Source organism: Lentzea sp. CA-135723 (genome assembly GCF_050936595.1).
In the GTDB taxonomy this organism is placed as follows: domain Bacteria; phylum Actinomycetota; class Actinomycetes; order Mycobacteriales; family Pseudonocardiaceae; genus Lentzea.
Genome location: NZ_JBNJMK010000001.1, coordinates 3002067 through 3019898, shown reverse-complemented (window position 1 = coordinate 3019898; position 17832 = coordinate 3002067). Strand labels below are relative to the sequence as shown.

Here is a 17832-nt window from a genome sequence, read left to right as displayed (position 1 = left end):
ACACCCCACTCGGTCACGAAATGTTCGAATTTGTACGTTACGGCAGACCCCAGCGGGAAGACGAGCCGTTCGCGTTCACATCACGGGCTGAGACGTCGGGGCGGGTGCCGCGGCGGCTCACCACCGCGGTCTGGCCCCGGCGGAGCGGAATCTCGATGGCGGAGCCGACCGGCTTGTACTCCAGACGGCGGCCCCAGGTGTCGCGGACGTCGACGTCGCCCTTGATGCCGTGGTCCAGGAGCAGCGGCGCGCCCGCCTCGGAGTGGATTTTGACCCAGTCTGTCCGGCCGGACGAGCGCGAAGCGTCCACAAGGAACGCTCCCTGCGTGCGCAACGACGAGATGGAGGCATCGGCCCAAGTGGACGACACCGACGGGAAGACGCGCACGGTGTCGTTGTGCGACTGGACCATCATCTCCAGCACGGCCTGGGCGGACATCAACGGCGACTCGATGGCCAGGTTGCCGCCCTCCCGGTAGAAGGTGTTCTCGGTCAGCACGGCGTTCGAGCCGACCTGCTTGCGGTCCAGGAAGTAGCGCAGGAACGAGAGCGCCTCCTCCGGGCGGTTCATCGCCGACGCCATCGCGGACGCCGCGCCGTAGCTGTAGCCGGCCCAGGCCTCGCGCCGGGAGACCCAGTGGTCGAACGTCCTGTCGATCAGCGCGCGGTGTTCGGGCATGTCGTAGGTGAGCTCGCGCAACGGGTAGAACCAGAGCATGTGCGAGAAGTGGCGGTGCGAGTCGTTGAGCGACACGTCCTTGCCGATCAGCGCGCCGTTCGGACCGGTGGCGTAGGGGACCAGACGGGTCGCGATGTCACGCCAGCGCGGGTTCTCCTCGATGGAGAGCAAGGTCTTCACGCCCCAGCGGATCAACGACAGGTCGTACGTGGTGTCCGTGGCGTTGGCGTATTCGGGCGAACGGGTCTCCGGCAGGTGCAGCTTGCCGTCGGTGCCTTCGACCAGGAAGCGGGCGTAGTAGTTGACGGCCTTGGTGAGGATGGGGAAGAGGACGTCCTTGAGGATCTTCCTGTCCATCGTGTGGCGGTAGCCCAGCCAGACGTTGTGGCAGGCCCACAGGAGGTTGCCGGTGTGGTCGTTGGGGGCGACGCCGGGGACGCCGCAGTAGCGCGGGCCGGAGCGCAACGTGCGGTCGCCGGGGTGGCAGATCGCGTAGGAGTTCCCGTCGCGGTACGACGGGTTCACGTTGAGCTCCAGGTTGTGCTCGAAGCGCTTCAGCGTCGTCGTGACGGCGTCGAGCTCGTGGTGGTTCGAGCCGTTGACCAGCGGGTAGGAGATCTGGACGTTGAGGTTCCACCAGACGGCCGTCCAGCTGTTGCCCTGTTCCGGGAACCACGGTCCCCACTCGGAGATCACCGGCGCGTCGGCACGGGTGGCGGCGGCCATCTTGTAGAGCTGGAGCCAGTAGAAGCGCTGCACGAGCTTGTCCGGCACGGAGATCAGCGACTTCGCGAAGTAGGCGTTCCACCAGCGGCGGTGCTGCAGCGCCAGCACCTCGAACGGGATCGCGAGCGCCTGGCGGACCTCGCGGATCGCGTCGGACGTGTGCGTGTTCGCCGGGTGGGTGTAGGCGACGTGTGCGGCGAACCGGGTGCCACGGGTCTGCCAGGCCGTCGTGTAGCCGCCACCCGCGTGCAGGGGCTGGGCTGCGTAGGAGACGCCGTTGGCGGTGCTCACCGTCGGCGCCGGGTTCGCCGTGTAGTCCGCCGGCCTGCGGATCTGCCGGGTCGTGGAGGACTCCAGCGGCTGGAAGTTCCACGTCGCGTCGCCGCGGACCGAGGCCAGGAACGTGCTGCGGGAGTTGTGGACGAGCATCGTGAACGTCGCCGCGCCCTGCGTGGTCGTGACCGAGCCGGTGAGCTCGGCGTTCCACAGGTCGAGGGTCCAGTCGACGGCGGTGATCGCGCCGGCGAACTTCAGCGTCAGGTAGCCGATCGGCAGGCGGGAGAGGCCGACCGCGGCCTCCCAGTGCTCGCGCTGGTCCTGCACCTCCGAGTGGCTGAGCATGAGCTTCAGCTCGTCCGGCGTGCGGCCCGCGTAGACCTGGACACCGAGGAAACCGTTGGCGAGAAAGGGACTATCGCCCCAATTCACCGGAAGCCGCCTCCATTCCACGCGAGCGTCCCGGACCACGTCCCGGTGCACGTTGTGACCCGATGTTTCGGGGGTTGACGGCGCTGCGACCGAGGTGCCCGCGCCCAGCGCGGAAGCCCCCACGGCCGCGCCTGTTCCGTACAAAAAGGTTCTACGCGACAGCTCTGTCACTGGTTGTCCCTCCGTGCCGGGGCGGCGGCGGAACGGATCTAACCGCAGAAGTCATCCGATGACTAGCGACGCTGTGACGATCACCGCCTTCTTGCCTGCAAATCGTTGTTGCACAGTCCTAGCCATAGCCGAGGTCGGGCAATTAGCGTCTCGGCACATGTCACCTGTTGCCATGCACATGAGCGACGGTCTCCTGAACGCGCCGGTCTCGGTCGTCTTCCTCGTCATCGCGGCGGTGGGCGTCGGGTTCGCGTTGGTCAAGGCCCGTGCGGACCTCGATGACCGCACGGCGCCGATGGCGGGCCTGGTGGCCACGTTCATCTTCGCCGTCCAGATGATCAACTTCCCGATCCTGCCCGGCGCCTCCGGGCACCTGCTGGGCGGTGCGCTCGCGGCGATCCTCGTCGGCCCGTACGTCGGCGCGCTGTGCGTGACGATCGTGCTTCTCGTGCAGGCGTTGCTGTTCGCGGACGGCGGCCTCACGGCGCTGGGCGCGAACGTCACGAACATGGCGCTGATCGGCACCGCGACCGGGTTCCTGGTCGCCGTCGCCCTGCGGAAGTTCGCCCGAAAGGGCAAGGGCGGGCTCGCGGCCGTCGCGTTCGTCTCCGCGTTCGTCAACACGGTGGTCGCCTCGACCGGCTTCGTCGTCGAGTACGCCATCGGCGGCGTCGGCGGGGTGGAGATCGGCAAGGTCGCGCTGCTGATGTGGGGGCTGCACGCGCTGATCGGCATCGGCGAGGGCCTCATCACCGCCGTCACCGTCACGTCGGTCGCGTCCATCCGGCCCGGCCTCGTCTACCTGCTGAAGGGCGGCGCCAAGCCGCTGGAGGTGCGGTCGTGAAGAAGTTCTTCATCGGGTTCGCGTTCGTGTCGCTGCTGATCGCCGGGGTGCTGTCGTACTTCGCGTCCGGCGACCCGGACGGCCTCGACAAGACCGTCGAGGACACCGGCATCGCCGAGCACGCGCAGGAGCACCCGTTCGCGGGCAGCACCTTCGCCGACTACGCGTTCGGCGGCGACGACAAGTTCACCGGGCTCGCCGGCGTGCTCGGGGTCGTGGTCGTTCTCGCGATCTCGTTCGGCCTGTTCTGGTTCCTGCGCAAGAAGACCGACGCTTAAGTGAGCGGCAGCCACGACGTCCTGCACCACGCCGGCGACTCGCCGGTGCACCGCCTCGCGCCCCACGTGAAGATCCTCGTGGCGTTCGCGGCGGTGCTGGGGGTCGTGGCCACGCCGCGCACGGCGTTCCCGCTGTTCGGGCTGTACCTGCTGCTGATCGTCGCGGTGTGGGCGGTCGCGCGGGTGCCCGTGCTGTGGTTCCTCAAGCGCGCGGTGATCGAGGCGCCGTTCGTGGTGCTCGCGTTCCTGCTGCCGATCTTCGGCACGGACCCGCGCACGGACTTCCTGGGCTTCTCGGTGTCCGTCGAAGGTTCGTTGGCGGGCTGGAACATCCTGGTCAAGGGCACGCTGGGCGTGCTGGTCAGCCTGACGCTCGCGGCGACGACCGCTCCCGGCGACCTGTTGCGCGGGTTGCAGACGTTGAGGGTGCCTGCGCCGCTGATCATGATCGCGACGCTGATGCTGCGCTACGGCGAAGTCGTGGTGGGCGAAGCGAAACGCATGCGGGTCGCGCGGATCTCCCGCGGCGACGACCCGCGGTTCCTCTGGCAGGCGGGGGCATTGGCCCGGTCGGTCGGCACGTTGTTCATCCGGTCCTACGAACGCGGAGAGAGGGTGCACCTCGCCATGGTGTCGCGCGGCTGGACCGGCAGGCCTTCCGGCACGATGACGATCGTGCCCGAGACGCCCGCCGCGCCCGCCCTGGAGGTCTCGAAGCTCGCCTTCGCCTACCCGGACGGGCACCAGGCGTTGTTCGGCGTGGACCTGCGGGTCGAGCGCGGCGAACGGGTCGCGGTGCTCGGCCCGAACGGCGCCGGCAAGACCACGTTCGCCTTGCACCTCAACGGAGTGCTGTCCGGCGGCTCGGGTTCGATCTCGGTCGCGGGCCTCGACGTCGACCGCAAGAACCTGCGCGAGATCCGCCGCCGGGTGGGCCTGGTCTTCCAGGACCCCGACGACCAGCTGTTCTGCCCGACCGTCGCCGAGGACGTGGCGTTCGGGCCGCGCAACTTCGGTCTGTCCGATGTGGACGAACGGGTCGCGAGGGCGTTGCGGTCGGTGGGCATGGAGTCGGTCGCGGACCGCTCGCCGCTGCACCTCTCCGGCGGCCAGCGGCGGCGCGTCGCGCTGGCGTCCGTGCTGGCCTGCTCGCCCGAGGTCCTGGTGCTCGACGAACCGTCCGCGAACCTCGAACCGGTGGCCCGCCGCGAGCTCGCCGAGCTGCTGCTCTCGTTGGCGCCCACCATGCTCATGGTCACGCACGACCTGCCGTTCGCGCTGCAGATCTGCCCGCGCAGCGTGCTGATCGACGACGGCGTGGTGGTCGCGGACGGCCCGACGCGCGAGATCCTCGCCGACGCCGAACTGCTGGCGCGGCACCGGCTCGAACTGCCCTACGGCTTCCGGCTCGACTGAAGCCCGGTCAGCACGATCTCCAGCAGCACGGCGGGGTTCGCGCCCTCGTGCGTGCTCTGGAGCATCCCCTTCATGAGCGCGACCAGGTCCTGGGTCGTGATGTCCGCGCGCACGGCGCCGGCGGCCTGGGCGCGTTCCAGCAGCCCGCCGAGCGTGGCGTGCAGGGAGTCGCGCAGTTCGGACGGCACCGCGATCGCGTCGGACATGTCGCGCTTGGCCGCCGCCTCGCCGGACATCTTCGTGAGGAACGCCGTGAGGTCGGCGCCGGGGTCGTCCGAGGGCGCGGCCGAGGTGATCATGGCCTGGACGCGGGACTCCGTGACGGCCTGGAACAGCGCCTGCTTCGTCGGGAAGTGCCGGTAGACGGTGCCGGGCCCGACGCCCGCCCGTGCGGCGATCTCGTCCAGCGGCACGTCGAAGCCCTGCTCCGCGAACAGCTCGCGGGCGGCGAGCAGCACCTTCTCGCGGTTGCGCGCGGCGTCGGCCCTCATCGTTGCCAACCGGGGCGTGCGTTCCGTATCGTCCTAAGCGGGGTCACCGTTCCGATTCTACCGAGGGGCCGATCATGACGCGCACACCAGCACAGATCGTCGAACACGTCCGCCGGCAGGTGGCGGGGGAGCAGTCGCACGGCTCGTTCGCCGACCTCTTCACCGAGGACGGCGTGATGGCGTACCGCTTCCCGGCGCCGTTCCAGGAGCCGGAGATCAAGGGGCGGGACGCGATCCGCGCCTACTTCGACCGGATGCGCGGCGCGCGGGTCCGGGAGAAGATCGAGATCCAGGAGGTCGAGGCGATCACCCGGCTCACCGACGACCCGGACGTCGTCGTCGCCGAGATCACGCATCGCGGCTGGTCCAAGGTGAAGCAGGACTACTACTCGTTCACCGCGGTCGCGATCATCCACTTGCGCGACGGCGAGATCGCCCGGTACGACGACTACATGAACCCGTTGCTACTGACCGAGCTTCTCGGCGTATGACGTTCGACCTGTCCGCCTGGTGCGCCGCCGAGCTGGGGAGCGGGCCGGTCGAGGTGTTCTGCGAACGCGTCTCGATCTCGTCGGTCTTCGGGGTGCGGCTCGCGGACGGGCGCTCGGCGTACGTGAAGGCCCGCGCGGACGACGGGCGGGCCGTCTCGTGCCTGGCCGCGCAGAAGTCGTTGGCGGAGCGGGGGTTTCCGTGCCCCCGCCCGCTGACCCCGGTCGTGTGGGCCGCCGGGCTCGCGGTGCACGCCGAGGAACCGTTGCCGGGCGGGGAAGTGCTGCCGGGCGACACCCCCGAGGTCGCCCAGCGGTACGCCGCCGTGTTCGCGCGGTCGATGGTGCTGCTGGCGGACGTCTCCGTGCCGCCGCCGGTGCCCGCGCCCCGCTGGGCCCGGTGGGACCACACCGGTCCGGGGCTGTGGCCCGCCATCGACTTCCTCGACGCGCGCGATCAGAGCGTCGTGCCCGCGTTCGTCGTGGAGGCTGGCACTCGGGTGCGCAAGCGGTTGCTGGCCACCGACCTGCCGTGCGTGCTCGGGCACGCCGACTTCGAGGCGCAGAACCTCCGCTGGCGCGCAGGCGAGGTGCTGGCCGTGCACGACTGGGACAGCCTGGCGTGGCAACCGGAGGCCGCCCTGGTGGGCGCGGCCGCCGGAGCGTTCGCCAACGTGCCGCCGCCGGGGTTGGTGCCGGTGGAGAGCTCGGCGGCGTTCATCGAGACGTACCAACGGGTGCGTGGGCGCGCGTTCTCCGTTGAGGAGATGGAGATCGCGTGGGCCGCGAGCATGTGGACCGCCGTGCACAACGCACGGTGGGAAGTGCTGCACGGCGATCCGACCCCGTCAGGTGACGCAGTCCGTGCGCAGGGCACTGAACGGCTGCGGCTCGCGAACGCCTAGAACCTGTTCGCGGAGTCGAGCGCCGCTCGGCGGCGTCGTTCGGCCAGCACGGCCGACAGGTACGGGTGCGGATCCGTGTAGACGCCCCGCGGCGAGCGGATCGCCGCGCCCACGTCCTCCGCCAGTTTGTTGCCCAGCGTCATGCGGGCCGCGTCGTTCAGGTCGCCGTAGCGGCTCAGGTACTGCCGCGCCGCCAGCACCAGCTCGTCCGGCAGCTGCGACAGGTCGAGGCCCGACGCCCACTCCGCGAGCTGCGGCGGCATGACGGCGAGCTCCACCTCCTGGCGCGGCGCGCGGGTGTAGATCACCAGGGTGCCCGCCAGGTAGTCGCCGACCCGCTTGCCCTGCGGCGAGAACAACGACACGAACAACGCCACCGTGCCCGCGAAGCCGAGCGCCCAGAAGTCCACGAAGAACCCGCCGAGCGCGCGCACCAGGGCGTGCCGGAAGCGGATCGAGCCGCCGTCGTCACGCACCACGCGCAGGCCCATCACGAGCTTGCCCACGGACCGGCCGCGCGACAGCGACTCCACGATCGTCGGGTAGCCGACCAGGACGAGCACCGCGAGCGTCAGCGACAGGGCCGTCTGCGCCGCGTCGTCGATGCCGACCGGCGCGATCAGCGCCACCACGACGAGCAGGCCGAACTGCAGGGCGACGTCGAACGCGAACGCGACCGCCCTGCTCGCGAGCTGTGCTACGCGAAGGTCAAGAACTACGGCTTCACCGGTTACCAGGTCCCCCACGCCGATAGTGTGACTCATCGTGGATCTGGACGTGTTCATCGAGCGCCACAGCGCGTCGTGGCAGCGGCTCGGCAAGCTGGCCCGCAGGCCCGGCAGGCTGACCGGCGCCGAGGCCGACGAGCTGATCGAGCTGTACCAGAAGGTGACGACGCACCTGTCGATCGTGCGCAGCCAGACCCCCGACCCGGCCACGGTCGAACGGCTGTCGACGCTCGTCGCGCAGGCCCGGTCGGCGCTGACGGGCACGCACACGCCGGCGTGGAAGGTGTTCACCCGCTTCTTCACGCACCGGTTCCCCGCCGCGATCTACCTCGGCTGGCGCTGGTGGGTGCCGGCGGGACTCGCGTTCTACCTGCTCACCGGCATCATCGCCGCGTGGATCGCGTCCAGCCCCGAGGTGCAGGCGTCCATCGCCGCGCCCGAGGAGCTGCGGGAGATGACCAGGGTCGGCGGCGGCTACGAGTCGTACTACTCCAGCGATCCCGCCGGGTCGTTCGCGGCGAAGGTGTGGACGAACAACGCCTGGGTCGCGGCCGCGTGCCTGCTGCTCGGCGTGCTGTTCGCGATCCCGCCGATCTACCTGCTCTTCAGCAACGCCGTGAACGTCGCCCTCGGCATCGGGCTGATGTTCGGCGCGGGCCGCGGTGAGCTGTTCCTCGGCCTGTTGGCACCGCACGGCCTGTTGGAGCTCACGGCCGTGTTCGTCGCGGCGGGCATCGGCATGCGGCTGGGCTGGCAGGTGATCGACCCGGGCAAACGCACCCGTGCCCAAGCGCTTGCCACCGAGGGGCGGTCGGTCGTCGCCGTCGCGCTCGGGCTGGTCGTGGTGCTGCTCGTGTCCGGTGTGATCGAGGGCTTCGTGACGCCGTCCGGGCTGCCGACGTGGGCGCGGGTGGGCATCGGCGTGGTGGCCGAGGTGCTGTTCCTGCTGTACGTGTTCGTGATCGGGCGCCGGGCCGCACGGGAGGGCGAGACCGGCGACGTCGACGCGAGCGAACGCGAGGACGTCGCCCCGGTCTCCATCTAGAGCTTGCCCGCTGCCTTCAACGACAGGTAGCGGTCCGCGAGCGTCCGTGGCAGGTCGTCGGGCAGTGCGTCCACGACGTCGACACCGTGCCGTGCGAGCAACGCGGTGAGACGGCGGCGTTCGGCCAATGTGCGTTCCGCAGCAGCGGCCGAGTACACGGCCTCCAGGTCGCCACGGCCCGAGGCCATCGCGTGCACGGCCGGGTCGGCCACCGACGCGATCAGCAGGTGGTGCCGGGACGCCAGGGTCGGCAGCAACGGCAGCAGGCCGTGCTCGATCGACGGGTCGAGCGTCGTCAGCAGCACCACGAGCGACCGGCGGCCGGCCCGCCGCAGCACCTCGGCGACGGCCGCGCGGGAGTCGAACTCGACCAGTTCGGCCTCCAACGGCGCCATCGCCTGCACCAGGGTCGGCACGGTCGCGCGCGGCACCGAGGCGCGCACCTTGTGGCTGAACGCCAGGAAGTCGACCTGGTCCCTGGCCTGCGCGGCCAGGGCGGACAACAGCAGCGCGGCGTCCATCGACGTGTCCAGCCTCGGCAGGCCGCCGAGCGCGCCCTCCACCCGGCCCGCCGACGTGCGGGCGGTGTCGAGCACGATCGTCACCTGACGGTCGCGTTCCGGCCGCCACGTGCGCACGACGACGTCCGACGACCGGGCCGACGCACGCCAGTCGATCGACCGCACGTCGTCGCCGATCACGTACGCGCGCAACGAGTCGAACTCCGTGCCCGCGCCACGGATCAACGACGCCCGACGGCCGTCGAGCTCACGCAAGCGTTCCAGCAACGGCGGCAGGTGTCGTCGGCTGTGGAACGGCGGCAGCGCGCGCACCGTCCACGGAACCTCGTGCGAACCCTGCCGTGCCGCGATGCCCAACGGCCCGACGGAACGCACGGTCACACGGTCGGCCACGCGATCGCCGCGACGCACGGGCCGTAGCTCGAACGACGCCGTGCGAGACCCACGAGCGGGCACGTCCACGTCGACGCGGTCCTCCACCACACCGGCGGAAGGCGCCCAGGCGTCCCGGAGAACGCCCCGCAACCGCCGGCCGGGGTTGTGCACGGTCAACTGCACCGTGCACAGCTCACCCGTGCGCACCGAAGCCGATCCGGCGCGCGAGAACGTCAACGCACGCACGCTCGCCGCCAACAACAAGTCGACGGCCACACACACGACCAACAACGCGAGCACGGCGAGAATCCCTTGCCACGACGGCAAGAGAAGTCCGACGACGAGTACCCCGACGAGCGCGAGCAGGCCCGCGCGGCCCGTGAGCGCCACGTCAGCGCGGCACCTGAACGGCGCCGAGCACGCCGTCCAGCACGCCGTCCGCCGTCACGCCCTCCAGCTCGGCCTCCGGCCGCAGCTCCAGCCGGTGCCGCAACGCGGGCCGTGCCAACGACTTCACGTCATCCGGCGTCACGTAGTCACGGCCCGAAAGCCATGCCCACGCCCGTGCGGCGGCCAGCAGAGCCGTTGCGCCACGCGGAGAAACGCCCAGACGCACCGCCGGGTGCTGACGGGTCGCACGGCACACGTCGACGACGTACGCGATCACCTCAGGAGCGACGGTCAACGCGCGCACGGCCGCCGACCCCGCCTCCAGGTGCGCCGCACTCGCGACCGGCTGCAACGCCGACAGGTCGCGCGGGTCGAACCCGGACGCGTGCCGCGTCAGCACGTCGATCTCGTGCTCCCGCGCGGGCACCGGCATGGTGACCTTGAGCAGGAACCGGTCGAGCTGCGCCTCGGGCAACGGGTAGGTGCCCTCGTACTCGACGGGGTTCTGCGTCGCCACGACGATGAACGGCACCGGCAGCGGCCGCGTCGTGCCGTCGGCGGACACCTGCCGTTCCTCCATCGCCTCCAGCAGCGCCGCCTGCGTCTTCGGCGGCGTCCGGTTGATCTCGTCCGCCAGCAGCAGGTTCGTGAACACCGGGCCCTCGCGGAACGAGAACGCGGCGTTGTGCGAGTCGTAGACCAACGAGCCCGTCAGGTCGCCGGGCATCAAGTCCGGCGTGAACTGCACACGCGTCGTAGAGAGGTCCAACGCGCGCGCGAGTGCACGCACCAGCAGCGTCTTCGCGACGCCCGGAACGCCCTCCAGCAGCACGTGTCCCTTGCACAGCAAAGCGAGGATCAACGACGTCACTGCGGCGTCGTTGCCCACCACGGCCTTGCCGATCTCCGCGCGCAACGCCACGAGCGCCGCGCGCGCCTCCTCGGTGGTGACCGTCATCCCTTGCGCACCTCGTTCTCCAGAGCGTCCAGATCAGCGGCCAGCGCGACCAGCCCCCGGTCGTCCACCGGCCCGTCGTCGTACAGCAGCGCCCGCACCGAGGTGACGGGACGCGAGGTCCTGCGGGCGATCTCCTCGACGGGGTCGTCGCCCACCGCCACGCCCAGCACCGGTGCCAGCCGGTCGCGCGTGGCCTGCCGCAGCACCCGTGCCGCGTGCTCGGCGGCGTGCGCCCGGCGGTACAGCCTGGCCCTGCCCTCCACGGTCTCGGCGGCGCGCACCACGACCGGCAGCCGTTCCGGCACCACGCGACCGAGCCTGCGGGCCCGCCACAGCGCGAGCACCACCGCGGCGATCCCGAGCTGCAGGGCGGCGAACTTCCAGCCGTCCGGCACCAGGTCGGACACCGGCTTCTGCTGGGTGACGTCGGCCTGCGCCGGCACGTACCAGACCAGCCGTTCGTGCTGGCCCAGCAACGACAACGCGAGTGCCGCGTTGCCCTCCTCGTCGAGGTCGCGGTTCGTGAAGATGCCGCCGTAGCCGATCACCGTCACCGTGCCGAACCGCACCAGCGTCGAGTCGTAGCAGCTCTGCTCGCCCTTGTAGGTGAGCCCGCCCATGGTCGCCGGGCCCGCCTTGGCCGCGAACGGGCAGCCCGGCTGCCGCGTCTCGACCTCCAGCCGCTCGGCGCCACCGGCGGGTGCGAGCACCACGGCCGCGGCCGCCGTGCGTTGCAGCTCGGCGAGGCGTGCGGGGTCGATCAGGTTCGGCTGCGGCACGAACAGTGTCGCGTCGCCCAGCGAGGACACGTCGTCGGTCAGCTCGACCCGCACGCCGTTCTGCTCCAGCAGCTGGGCCAGCGCGCGGCTGCCCTCCGGCCGGTACGACCGGGGGTCGAGCGCGCCGCCGGGACCGCTGCCGCGCAGCAGCGTGATCACGATGGCGGCGAACAGGATGATGACGCCGATCAGCAGCGGGCCGCGCGCGGCCGTCCAGATCCGCCCGGCGCCGGGGGACACCGACGTCATCCGCGCACCTTGCCGTCCACGGTCACGAGCTGCCGGTACCCCTCCGCCGTCGCGGGCCTGCCGCCGTACCAGACGTCGTCGAACTGGACGGCGGCCCCGCGCAGGTCGGGAGCGAGCCCCGGGATCGCCTGGCCCGCCTCGTACGCCACCTCGTCCACCGTGCGTCCGGCCCGTGCGTCGAGCACGCCGCGTTGCTCCAACTCCCGCACCACGGCACGGAAACGTTCGCGCACTGCCTCGGCGAAGTCACCGGCCGCCGCGGCCTTCTCCGCCGCGGCACGGTGTTCCGCCGCACTCAGAATGGTGCTGCCGAACACGTCACCGCTCTTGCGCAGCGCACGGCCCGTGCGTCCGGTGCGGAGCCTGATGATGATGACGATCAGCACCACCACGGCCACGATGATCGTGATCGCGGTGATGCCGCTCATGCCGCCCGCCCCGGCGAACAACGCGCCGAGGCGTTCGAGGATCCAGTCGAGCGCGCGCTGCAACGGGTTCGGGTCACCGGAGATGTACGCCGGATCGCTGAGCTCCCGTACCGCCGCTTCCCTGGCTTCGTCGCGACCGAGATCTACCGGTACGTCAGATACCGCCATGTCCCGCGGCCCGCTGGAGTTCGATGTCCATGCCCTCGGAGCGCATCCGGCGGTCGACGTAGAGCAGCACGGTCACCGCGGAGCTGAACGGCAGCGTGATCGTCGACGAGATGATGGCGCCGATGGTCACGAAGACCAGGTAGCCCGCGTTCAGCACGGCCGTCGGGTCGTTGCTGAAACCACCGGAGACCGCGAGGCCGATCGCCTCGAACGGCAGGCTGACGATCCAGCCGATCACCGCGCCGATGATGACGGTGAGCAGCAGGATGCCGAACGTGCGCCACCAGGCGCCCTCGACCAGCTTGCGCGAGCGGCCGAACGCGGTGCCCACGCCGCAGCGCTCCAGCACCAGCGCGGGCGTGACCAGCGCGAACATCACCCAGAGCCACACGCCGGGGATGATGCAGAGGACCAGGCCGATGGTGATGACGAGACCGGAGAGCAGCGTCGCGCCGAGCAGCGGCAGCAGACGCGGCTTGAACTCCTCCCACGCCTGCGCGAACGTCACCGGCTTGCCCAGCACGGCGTGGCCCACGACGACGGTGATGAAGCCCGACAGGAAGACCGTGCCGAACAGCAGCAGCACGACGGTGATCAGGGAGCCGGACAGGAACCCGACGAGGGCGCCGGTGGCCTGGTCCACCGCCTCCTGCTGCGTCGTCGTGTTCGGGTCGAGCGTCACGACCGCGGTGAGGTCGTCGAGGAACGGCAGCTGCACCAGCAGGCCGAGGATCTGGGTGACCGCGGCGACCACGGCGGCGGCACCGATGATCAGCTTCGGGTGGCTGCGCATGGTCTTGATGGCGCCGTCGATGATCTCGCCGACGGCCAGCGGGCGCAGCGGGATCACACCGGGCTGGATGGACGGCCCGGTCGGAGGCTGCTGGTTGTAGCCGTACTGCGGCGGCTGCTGCCCGTACTGGGGCGGCTGGTTCTGCGGCGGCTGGTTCTGGGGCTGGTCGGGTGAGGACCAGCCGGGCGTTTCGGACATCTCGGCTACCCCCGGATCTAGTGTGAGCGGCATCCTGCCAGATCAGCCCTACCGGCACCGGTCAACCTGATCACGAAACGAGCTCGGTCCTCGCCCTGGCCGGTGTCGTGCGTCGCATGCCCGCGCTGACGCACCTGCGGACGACCTGGGGCTGCTCGCGCATCAGCCTCAGCCCGCGCCTGACCAGCGTCGGCACGGGCTTGCGCGCCTCGGCCACGTCCCTGGCGAACCTGCGCACGAACGTGACGGGCGGACTCGGCGCGAGCACGATCGCGTCCCTGAGCACCCCGGCGTCTCGCGCGCCCTGGACCAGCAGGTCCGCGAACAGGCCCTCCGCGATGAACGCGGGCGCGTCGCCGAGCTCGATCGTCTGCGTGCCGACCGCGCGGTCCTCGCTGATCGAGTAGACGGGCGCCTCGACCCGCCCGGTCTCGGAGAGCTCGACCACGGCCTGGAGCGCCTTGTCGGCGTTCCACGACCTGACGTCGTCCCAGTCGGCCCTGCCGTGCTCGTCGCGGGGGAGCAGCGGGTCGTCGCCGTCGCGGTAGAAGTCGTCCAGGCGCAGCACCGGCCAGCCGAGGTGGGCGGCGAGTGTCGACTTGCCTGAGCCGGAGGGTCCGGCGAGCAGCACGGCGCGGGGGATGGGCACGGAACGCGATCCTCGCACATGACCTAGGCTCGAACGCATGAGCGAAGGTCTGTTCGACGAGGGCCTCTTCGGCGCGACCGACGAGGAGAAGGCCGAGCGCATCGCGGCCAACGCCCCGCTGGCCGTGCGGATGCGTCCGGCCACGCTGGACGAGGTCGTCGGTCAGGGCCACCTGCTCGGGCCGGGCGCCCCGCTGCGCCGCCTGGTCGAGGGCGCCACCCCGGCGTCGGTGATGCTCTACGGTCCTCCCGGCACCGGCAAGACGACCTTGGCGACGCTCGTGTCCCGCGCCACCGGGCGTCGTTTCGTGGCGCTGTCGGCTTTGTCCGCGGGTGTGAAGGAGGTGCGGGCGGTCATCGACGAGGCCCGGCGCCGCCTGGTCCGCTCCGGCGAGTCCACCGTGCTGTTCATCGACGAGGTCCACCGCTTCTCCAAGACCCAGCAGGACGCGCTGCTGGGCGCGGTCGAGGACCGGATCGTGCTGCTCGTCGCGGCCACTACGGAGAACCCGTTCTTCTCGGTCGTCTCGCCGTTGCTGTCACGCTCTCTCGTGCTGCAGCTCAAGTCGCTGACCGACGACGGCGTGCGCGCCGTGATCCAGCGGGCCGTCGCGGACGACCGCGGCCTGGGCGGCACCGTCGTGCTCGAACCCGACGCCGAGGACCACCTGATCCGCCTGGCGGGCGGCGACGCGCGCCGGTCGCTCACCGCCCTGGAGGCCGCCGCCGACTCCGCGCTGGCGTCCAACGACGGCGTGATCACGCTGGCGCTGCTGGAGTCCACGGTGGACAAGGCGGCCGTGCGCTACGACCGCGACGGCGACCAGCACTACGACGTGACGTCGGCGTTCATCAAGTCCATCCGCGGCTCGGACGTCGACGCGGCCCTGCACTACCTCGCGCGCATGATCGAGGCGGGCGAGGACCCGCGCTTCATCGCGCGCCGCCTGGTGATCCACGCCAGCGAGGACGTCGGCATGGCCGACCCCACCGCCCTGCAGACCTGCGTGGCCGCGGCCCAGGCCGTGCAGCTCATCGGCCTGCCCGAATGCGCGCTGAACCTGGCCCAGGCCACCATCCACCTGGCCACCGCGCCGAAGTCGAACGCCGTCACCACCGCGATCTACGCGGCCATCGAGGACGTCCGCAAGGGCGCCATCGGCTCCGTGCCGGCACACCTGCGCGACGGCCACTACGCGGGCGCCGCGAAGCTCGGCAACGCCCAGGGCTACCGCTACCCGCACGACGTGCCAGAGGGCGTGCTCACGCAGCAGTACGCCCCGGACGACCTGGTGGGCCGCGACTACTACGCGCCGACGGGCCGCGGCGCCGAACGCGCCGTCGCCGAGCGCCTGCCGAAGCTGCGCCGCGTGATCAGGGGCGAGTGAGCGACCGCCACACGACGCCGTCCTCGACCCGGCGCACCTCGAACCCCTCCCGCTCGTAGAACGCGCCCGCCCGTTCGTTGGCGGCGAAGTGCTCGACGTAGAACTCGGCCGCCCCGACGTGCGCCACGAGCGCGCCGATCAGCCGCGGCCCGATCCCGCCGCCGCGCAGGGCGGGGTCGACGTAGAGCTTGTAGATGACGTGGTCCTCACCCCGGCGCCCGCGCTGCCCGACGCCGACGATCCGTTCGCCCACCACCGCGACCACCACCAGCCCTCCGCTGACGGCCGCGGCGATCTGCTCCTCGTTCCACCACCGCGTGACCTGCGCCGCGGCCGCCTCCGCGCCGATCAGCGGGGCGTAGTGCGGCTCGACGTGCGCCTCACCGAACCGGCAGATCCCCACGACGTCCTCGGGCCGTGCGTCCCGCACGACCGGATTTTCAGTTGCGGCCATCACTCATGATCGGCCCATGGAACTCGTGCCGCACAACCCTGCCGACGGCGTCTACGCGACCGGCGGTGACTGGGTGCACGCGATGGAAGTCCGCGACCCAGCACGCCTTCTCTTCGTCTCCGGCACCATGGGCCTCGACCCGGCGGGCAACCCCGGCGCCGACCTCGCCGAGCAGCTCGACCTGATCTGGGCCAACCTCCGCAGGATCCTCGCCTCGGCGGACATGACCGTGGACAACATCGTCCGGCTCACCAGCTACCTGCGCGACGCGTCGTACGCGGAGGCCAACGCGGCCGCGCGGGTGGCGGCGCTCGGAGGCCGCGCGGTGCCCACGACGGCGATCGTCGCGACGACGCTGGTCAGCGACTGGCTGGTGGAGATCGAGGTGATCGCGGCCGGGTAGCGCTGATCCGTTCGGAGCAGGGTCCGGTCGCGTCAGGTGCTCAAGCGAGCACCGGGGCGACGTCGACCGATCCTGATCACGTCCTCGCGAACTACGAGGGGACGCTGGCGCAGGCGCGGCGGCGCGATCCGCGAGACTCTGGCGACGCTGCAGGTCACCGAGCGCAGCGCGGACGGCCAGATCTCCGTGACGGTCGACGACGCGGGCAACCTGGTCGACCTCCGGCTCGGCAACGCCCTGCAGCGCAGGGACGGCGACGAGGTCGGCCGCGAGGTGCTGCGGGTCGTGCGGACGGCGCAGGGGCGGGTCGCGTCTCGGCCGGATCGAGGACGATCACCCACCGGCCCCGAGCCCGCCGCGCGCACCCCGGCCGGCCCGCGACGACGACGAGGATTTCGGCGACAACGGGTACCTGCGATGACTCACGCCAGCGGCGAGGCGGAGATGAAGGCGCACCTCGGCAAGCTCGACGACATCGGCGCCCGCATCAACACCGCGGTCACCTCCGCGAACGCCACCATGGACGCGACGGCGTTCGGCCTGCTGGGCATGCCGCTCGCGGGCATCTGCGCGGGCGCGTCCGCGTTGGCGGCCAACGTCATCGCGAAGGCCTCGGACTCGGCGGTCGAGCACTACCGCGAGTTCGCCGACATGGCGTTGCACATCAGGTCGAACGAAGAGGCCCAGGCCACGAACCTCGACGGGATGCACCGCCGATGACGAACCCGTTGAAGGTCGAAGGCGAGGCCACCAAGCGGAAGGTCTCATGAACGCCGCCGGTGGCGCGATGGGCGTCGCCGGCTTCCTCGCGGACCCTCTCGCCGGTCTGATCGGCGCGGGCTTCGGCTGGCTGATCGAGCACGTCCCGTTCCTGCGCGAGCCGCTCGACTGGCTCACCGGCGACCAGCAGCAGCTCGACTCGATGTCCAAGACGTGGGGCAACGTCGCGAACCACCTGGACCAGGTCTCCACCGACCTCGAGCAGTGGGTGAAGACCGACGCGGGCCGGTGGTCGGGCCAGGAGTTCCGCGCCTATGAGACGTTCGGCGTCGACAAGGCGGACACGTACGCCTCGGGCGCGCAGGGCATCTCCGTGCTCGTCAACGTCTGCAAGACGATCCTCAACGTGGTGCGCGGCATCGTCCGGGACCTGATCTCCGAGGCCGTCGGCAAGCTGATCAGCATCTGCGTCCGCTGGGCGCCGGCGATGGCGGCGTTCGGAGCGGGCGTCGCGGGTGTCATCGCCGAGTGCACGGCGACGGCGGTCAAGTACGCGAACAAGTCCCTGGGCTGGTGCAAGAAGCTGTCCAAGGCGTTCAGCAACGCCACCGGCCTGTTCGGCAAGCTGGAGAACGTCTTCCAGGGCGCGGTCAGCACCACGCACAACGGCCGGAAGCTGGTGTCGAACCAGGACACCGAGCGCTATCCGGCCCTCGCGTCGTTCGCGTTGATCGGGACGATCATCGGCTGGGTCCTGCTGATGGGCTTCATGCTGTGGTTGTTGAGCCGCAAGCACATGCCGAAGCTCTCCTCCTCGCCGGAGGAGATCGTCGAGCGCATGCGTCAGCGGGACGACATCAGGCGCGAGTAGGTTCGGCGAG

At 70.8% G+C, this 17832-nt stretch carries 20 protein-coding genes and 1 pseudogene; 11 read left to right on the top strand and 10 right to left on the bottom strand.

Features of this window, described 5'->3' with window-relative positions; translation table 11 throughout:
- Positions 1–37: 37 nt before the first annotated feature.
- Positions 38–2113: a glycosyl hydrolase family 95 catalytic domain-containing protein gene (locus tag ACQEU1_RS12890; protein ID WP_433199872.1), complete on the bottom strand. Its 2076-nt coding sequence runs from the start codon at positions 2111–2113 to the stop codon at positions 38–40.
- A 328-nt stretch (positions 2114–2441) separates the two neighbouring features.
- On the opposite strand from ACQEU1_RS12890, the gene ACQEU1_RS12885 reads away from it, so the two are divergent.
- From ACQEU1_RS12885 to ACQEU1_RS12870, 4 genes and pseudogenes are all read left to right on the top strand, one after another.
- Complete coding sequence (locus tag ACQEU1_RS12885; RefSeq protein WP_433199869.1) at positions 2442–3128, top strand: energy-coupling factor ABC transporter permease; 687 nt, start codon at positions 2442–2444, stop codon at positions 3126–3128.
- The gene (locus ACQEU1_RS12880; protein ID WP_433199866.1) at positions 3125–3406 is read left to right on the top strand and encodes a PDGLE domain-containing protein; all 282 of its coding nucleotides are present in this window, start codon (positions 3125–3127) and stop codon (positions 3404–3406) included. The genes ACQEU1_RS12885 and ACQEU1_RS12880 overlap by 4 nt, the downstream gene beginning before the upstream one ends.
- Positions 3407–4000: pseudogene (locus tag ACQEU1_RS12875) on the top strand (energy-coupling factor transporter transmembrane component T family protein); the annotation flags it as partial.
- 72 nt (positions 4001–4072) lie between these two features.
- Positions 4073–4822: an energy-coupling factor ABC transporter ATP-binding protein gene (locus ACQEU1_RS12870; protein WP_433211464.1), complete on the top strand. Its 750-nt coding sequence runs from the start codon at positions 4073–4075 to the stop codon at positions 4820–4822.
- Here ACQEU1_RS12870 and ACQEU1_RS12865 read toward each other — a convergent pair.
- On the bottom strand, positions 4801–5313 hold the full coding sequence (locus ACQEU1_RS12865; RefSeq protein ID WP_433199863.1) for a TetR/AcrR family transcriptional regulator: 513 nt from the start codon (positions 5311–5313) through the stop codon (positions 4801–4803). The two genes, ACQEU1_RS12870 and ACQEU1_RS12865, sit on opposite strands and share 22 nt — an antisense overlap.
- Positions 5314–5387: 74 nt before the next feature.
- Between ACQEU1_RS12865 and ACQEU1_RS12860 the strand changes: the two genes are divergently transcribed.
- Positions 5388–5804 carry a nuclear transport factor 2 family protein gene (locus ACQEU1_RS12860; protein ID WP_433199860.1) on the top strand — a complete coding sequence of 139 codons (417 nt, stop codon included), beginning with the start codon at positions 5388–5390 and terminating at the stop codon, positions 5802–5804.
- On the top strand, positions 5801–6706 hold the full coding sequence (locus tag ACQEU1_RS12855) for a hypothetical protein (protein WP_433199858.1): 906 nt from the start codon (positions 5801–5803) through the stop codon (positions 6704–6706). Before ACQEU1_RS12860 ends, ACQEU1_RS12855 begins: the two co-directional genes overlap by 4 nt.
- Here the strand turns inward: ACQEU1_RS12855 and ACQEU1_RS12850 are convergent.
- Complete coding sequence (locus ACQEU1_RS12850; RefSeq protein WP_433199855.1) at positions 6703–7452, bottom strand: RDD family protein; 750 nt, start codon at positions 7450–7452, stop codon at positions 6703–6705. The two genes, ACQEU1_RS12855 and ACQEU1_RS12850, sit on opposite strands and share 4 nt — an antisense overlap.
- 19 nt (positions 7453–7471) lie before the next feature.
- Here ACQEU1_RS12850 and ACQEU1_RS12845 point away from each other — a divergent pair, with 19 nt between their 5' ends.
- Positions 7472–8479 (top strand): stage II sporulation protein M, encoded by a 1008-nt coding sequence (locus tag ACQEU1_RS12845; protein WP_433199852.1) that lies wholly within the window; start codon positions 7472–7474, stop codon positions 8477–8479.
- Here the strand turns inward: ACQEU1_RS12845 and ACQEU1_RS12840 are convergent.
- The 6 genes from ACQEU1_RS12840 to ACQEU1_RS12815 form a co-directional block, all read right to left on the bottom strand.
- The gene (locus tag ACQEU1_RS12840) at positions 8476–9765 is read right to left on the bottom strand and encodes a DUF58 domain-containing protein (RefSeq protein ID WP_433199849.1); all 1290 of its coding nucleotides are present in this window, start codon (positions 9763–9765) and stop codon (positions 8476–8478) included. The two genes, ACQEU1_RS12845 and ACQEU1_RS12840, sit on opposite strands and share 4 nt — an antisense overlap.
- A gap of 1 nt (position 9766) precedes the next feature.
- Positions 9767–10723: an AAA family ATPase gene (locus ACQEU1_RS12835; protein WP_433199846.1), complete on the bottom strand. Its 957-nt coding sequence runs from the start codon at positions 10721–10723 to the stop codon at positions 9767–9769.
- Positions 10720–11751 (bottom strand): DUF4350 domain-containing protein, encoded by a 1032-nt coding sequence (locus ACQEU1_RS12830; protein ID WP_433199843.1) that lies wholly within the window; start codon positions 11749–11751, stop codon positions 10720–10722. Before ACQEU1_RS12830 ends, ACQEU1_RS12835 begins: the two co-directional genes overlap by 4 nt.
- The gene (locus tag ACQEU1_RS12825; protein ID WP_433199840.1) at positions 11748–12347 is read right to left on the bottom strand and encodes a DUF4129 domain-containing protein; all 600 of its coding nucleotides are present in this window, start codon (positions 12345–12347) and stop codon (positions 11748–11750) included. Before ACQEU1_RS12825 ends, ACQEU1_RS12830 begins: the two co-directional genes overlap by 4 nt.
- The gene (locus ACQEU1_RS12820; protein WP_433199837.1) at positions 12334–13338 is read right to left on the bottom strand and encodes a hypothetical protein; all 1005 of its coding nucleotides are present in this window, start codon (positions 13336–13338) and stop codon (positions 12334–12336) included. The genes ACQEU1_RS12825 and ACQEU1_RS12820 overlap by 14 nt, the downstream gene beginning before the upstream one ends.
- A 70-nt stretch (positions 13339–13408) precedes the next feature.
- On the bottom strand, positions 13409–13987 hold the full coding sequence (locus ACQEU1_RS12815) for a uridine kinase family protein (protein ID WP_433199834.1): 579 nt from the start codon (positions 13985–13987) through the stop codon (positions 13409–13411).
- Between the two features lie 37 nt (positions 13988–14024).
- Between ACQEU1_RS12815 and ACQEU1_RS12810 the strand changes: the two genes are divergently transcribed.
- Positions 14025–15374: a replication-associated recombination protein A gene (locus tag ACQEU1_RS12810; protein ID WP_433199831.1), complete on the top strand. Its 1350-nt coding sequence runs from the start codon at positions 14025–14027 to the stop codon at positions 15372–15374.
- Here ACQEU1_RS12810 and ACQEU1_RS12805 read toward each other — a convergent pair.
- A complete protein-coding gene (locus ACQEU1_RS12805; RefSeq protein ID WP_433199828.1) occupies positions 15361–15828 on the bottom strand; it encodes a GNAT family N-acetyltransferase in 468 nt (155 codons plus the stop codon). The genes ACQEU1_RS12810 and ACQEU1_RS12805 overlap by 14 nt on opposite strands.
- Positions 15829–15844: 16 nt before the next feature.
- On the opposite strand from ACQEU1_RS12805, the gene ACQEU1_RS12800 reads away from it, so the two are divergent.
- Genes ACQEU1_RS12800 through ACQEU1_RS12790 form a run of 3 tightly spaced genes read left to right on the top strand, consistent with a single transcriptional unit; the run spans position 15845 to position 17822 of the window.
- Entirely contained in the window at positions 15845–16231 is a 387-nt protein-coding gene (locus tag ACQEU1_RS12800; RefSeq protein WP_433199825.1) for a RidA family protein, read from the top strand.
- Positions 16232–16267: 36 nt separating this feature from the next.
- A complete protein-coding gene (locus ACQEU1_RS12795) occupies positions 16268–16951 on the top strand; it encodes a hypothetical protein (RefSeq protein WP_433199822.1) in 684 nt (227 codons plus the stop codon).
- 46 nt (positions 16952–16997) lie between these two features.
- On the top strand, positions 16998–17822 hold the full coding sequence (locus tag ACQEU1_RS12790) for a hypothetical protein (protein ID WP_433199819.1): 825 nt from the start codon (positions 16998–17000) through the stop codon (positions 17820–17822).
- The last annotated feature ends 10 nt before the right edge of the window (positions 17823–17832 follow it).

What these genes read in the sequence shown, in the direction of transcription:
- ACQEU1_RS12885 (WP_433199869.1), top strand. Translation starts at nt 2,442, where the DNA reads ATGTCACCTGTTGCCATGCACATGAGCGACGGTCTCCTGAACGCGCCG.
- ACQEU1_RS12870 (WP_433211464.1), top strand. Translation starts at nt 4,073, where the DNA reads ATGACGATCGTGCCCGAGACGCCCGCCGCGCCCGCCCTGGAGGTCTCG.
- ACQEU1_RS12865 (WP_433199863.1), bottom strand. Translation starts at nt 5,313, where the DNA reads ATGAGGGCCGACGCCGCGCGCAACCGCGAGAAGGTGCTGCTCGCCGCC.
- ACQEU1_RS12860 (WP_433199860.1), top strand. Translation starts at nt 5,388, where the DNA reads ATGACGCGCACACCAGCACAGATCGTCGAACACGTCCGCCGGCAGGTG.
- ACQEU1_RS12855 (WP_433199858.1), top strand. Translation starts at nt 5,801, where the DNA reads ATGACGTTCGACCTGTCCGCCTGGTGCGCCGCCGAGCTGGGGAGCGGG.
- ACQEU1_RS12835 (WP_433199846.1), bottom strand. Translation starts at nt 10,723, where the DNA reads ATGACGGTCACCACCGAGGAGGCGCGCGCGGCGCTCGTGGCGTTGCGC.
- ACQEU1_RS12830 (WP_433199843.1), bottom strand. Translation starts at nt 11,751, where the DNA reads ATGACGTCGGTGTCCCCCGGCGCCGGGCGGATCTGGACGGCCGCGCGC.
- ACQEU1_RS12825 (WP_433199840.1), bottom strand. Translation starts at nt 12,347, where the DNA reads ATGGCGGTATCTGACGTACCGGTAGATCTCGGTCGCGACGAAGCCAGG.
- ACQEU1_RS12820 (WP_433199837.1), bottom strand. Translation starts at nt 13,338, where the DNA reads ATGTCCGAAACGCCCGGCTGGTCCTCACCCGACCAGCCCCAGAACCAG.
- ACQEU1_RS12810 (WP_433199831.1), top strand. Translation starts at nt 14,025, where the DNA reads ATGAGCGAAGGTCTGTTCGACGAGGGCCTCTTCGGCGCGACCGACGAG.
- ACQEU1_RS12805 (WP_433199828.1), bottom strand. Translation starts at nt 15,828, where the DNA reads ATGGCCGCAACTGAAAATCCGGTCGTGCGGGACGCACGGCCCGAGGAC.
- ACQEU1_RS12800 (WP_433199825.1), top strand. Translation starts at nt 15,845, where the DNA reads ATGGAACTCGTGCCGCACAACCCTGCCGACGGCGTCTACGCGACCGGC.
- ACQEU1_RS12790 (WP_433199819.1), top strand. Translation starts at nt 16,998, where the DNA reads ATGAACGCCGCCGGTGGCGCGATGGGCGTCGCCGGCTTCCTCGCGGAC.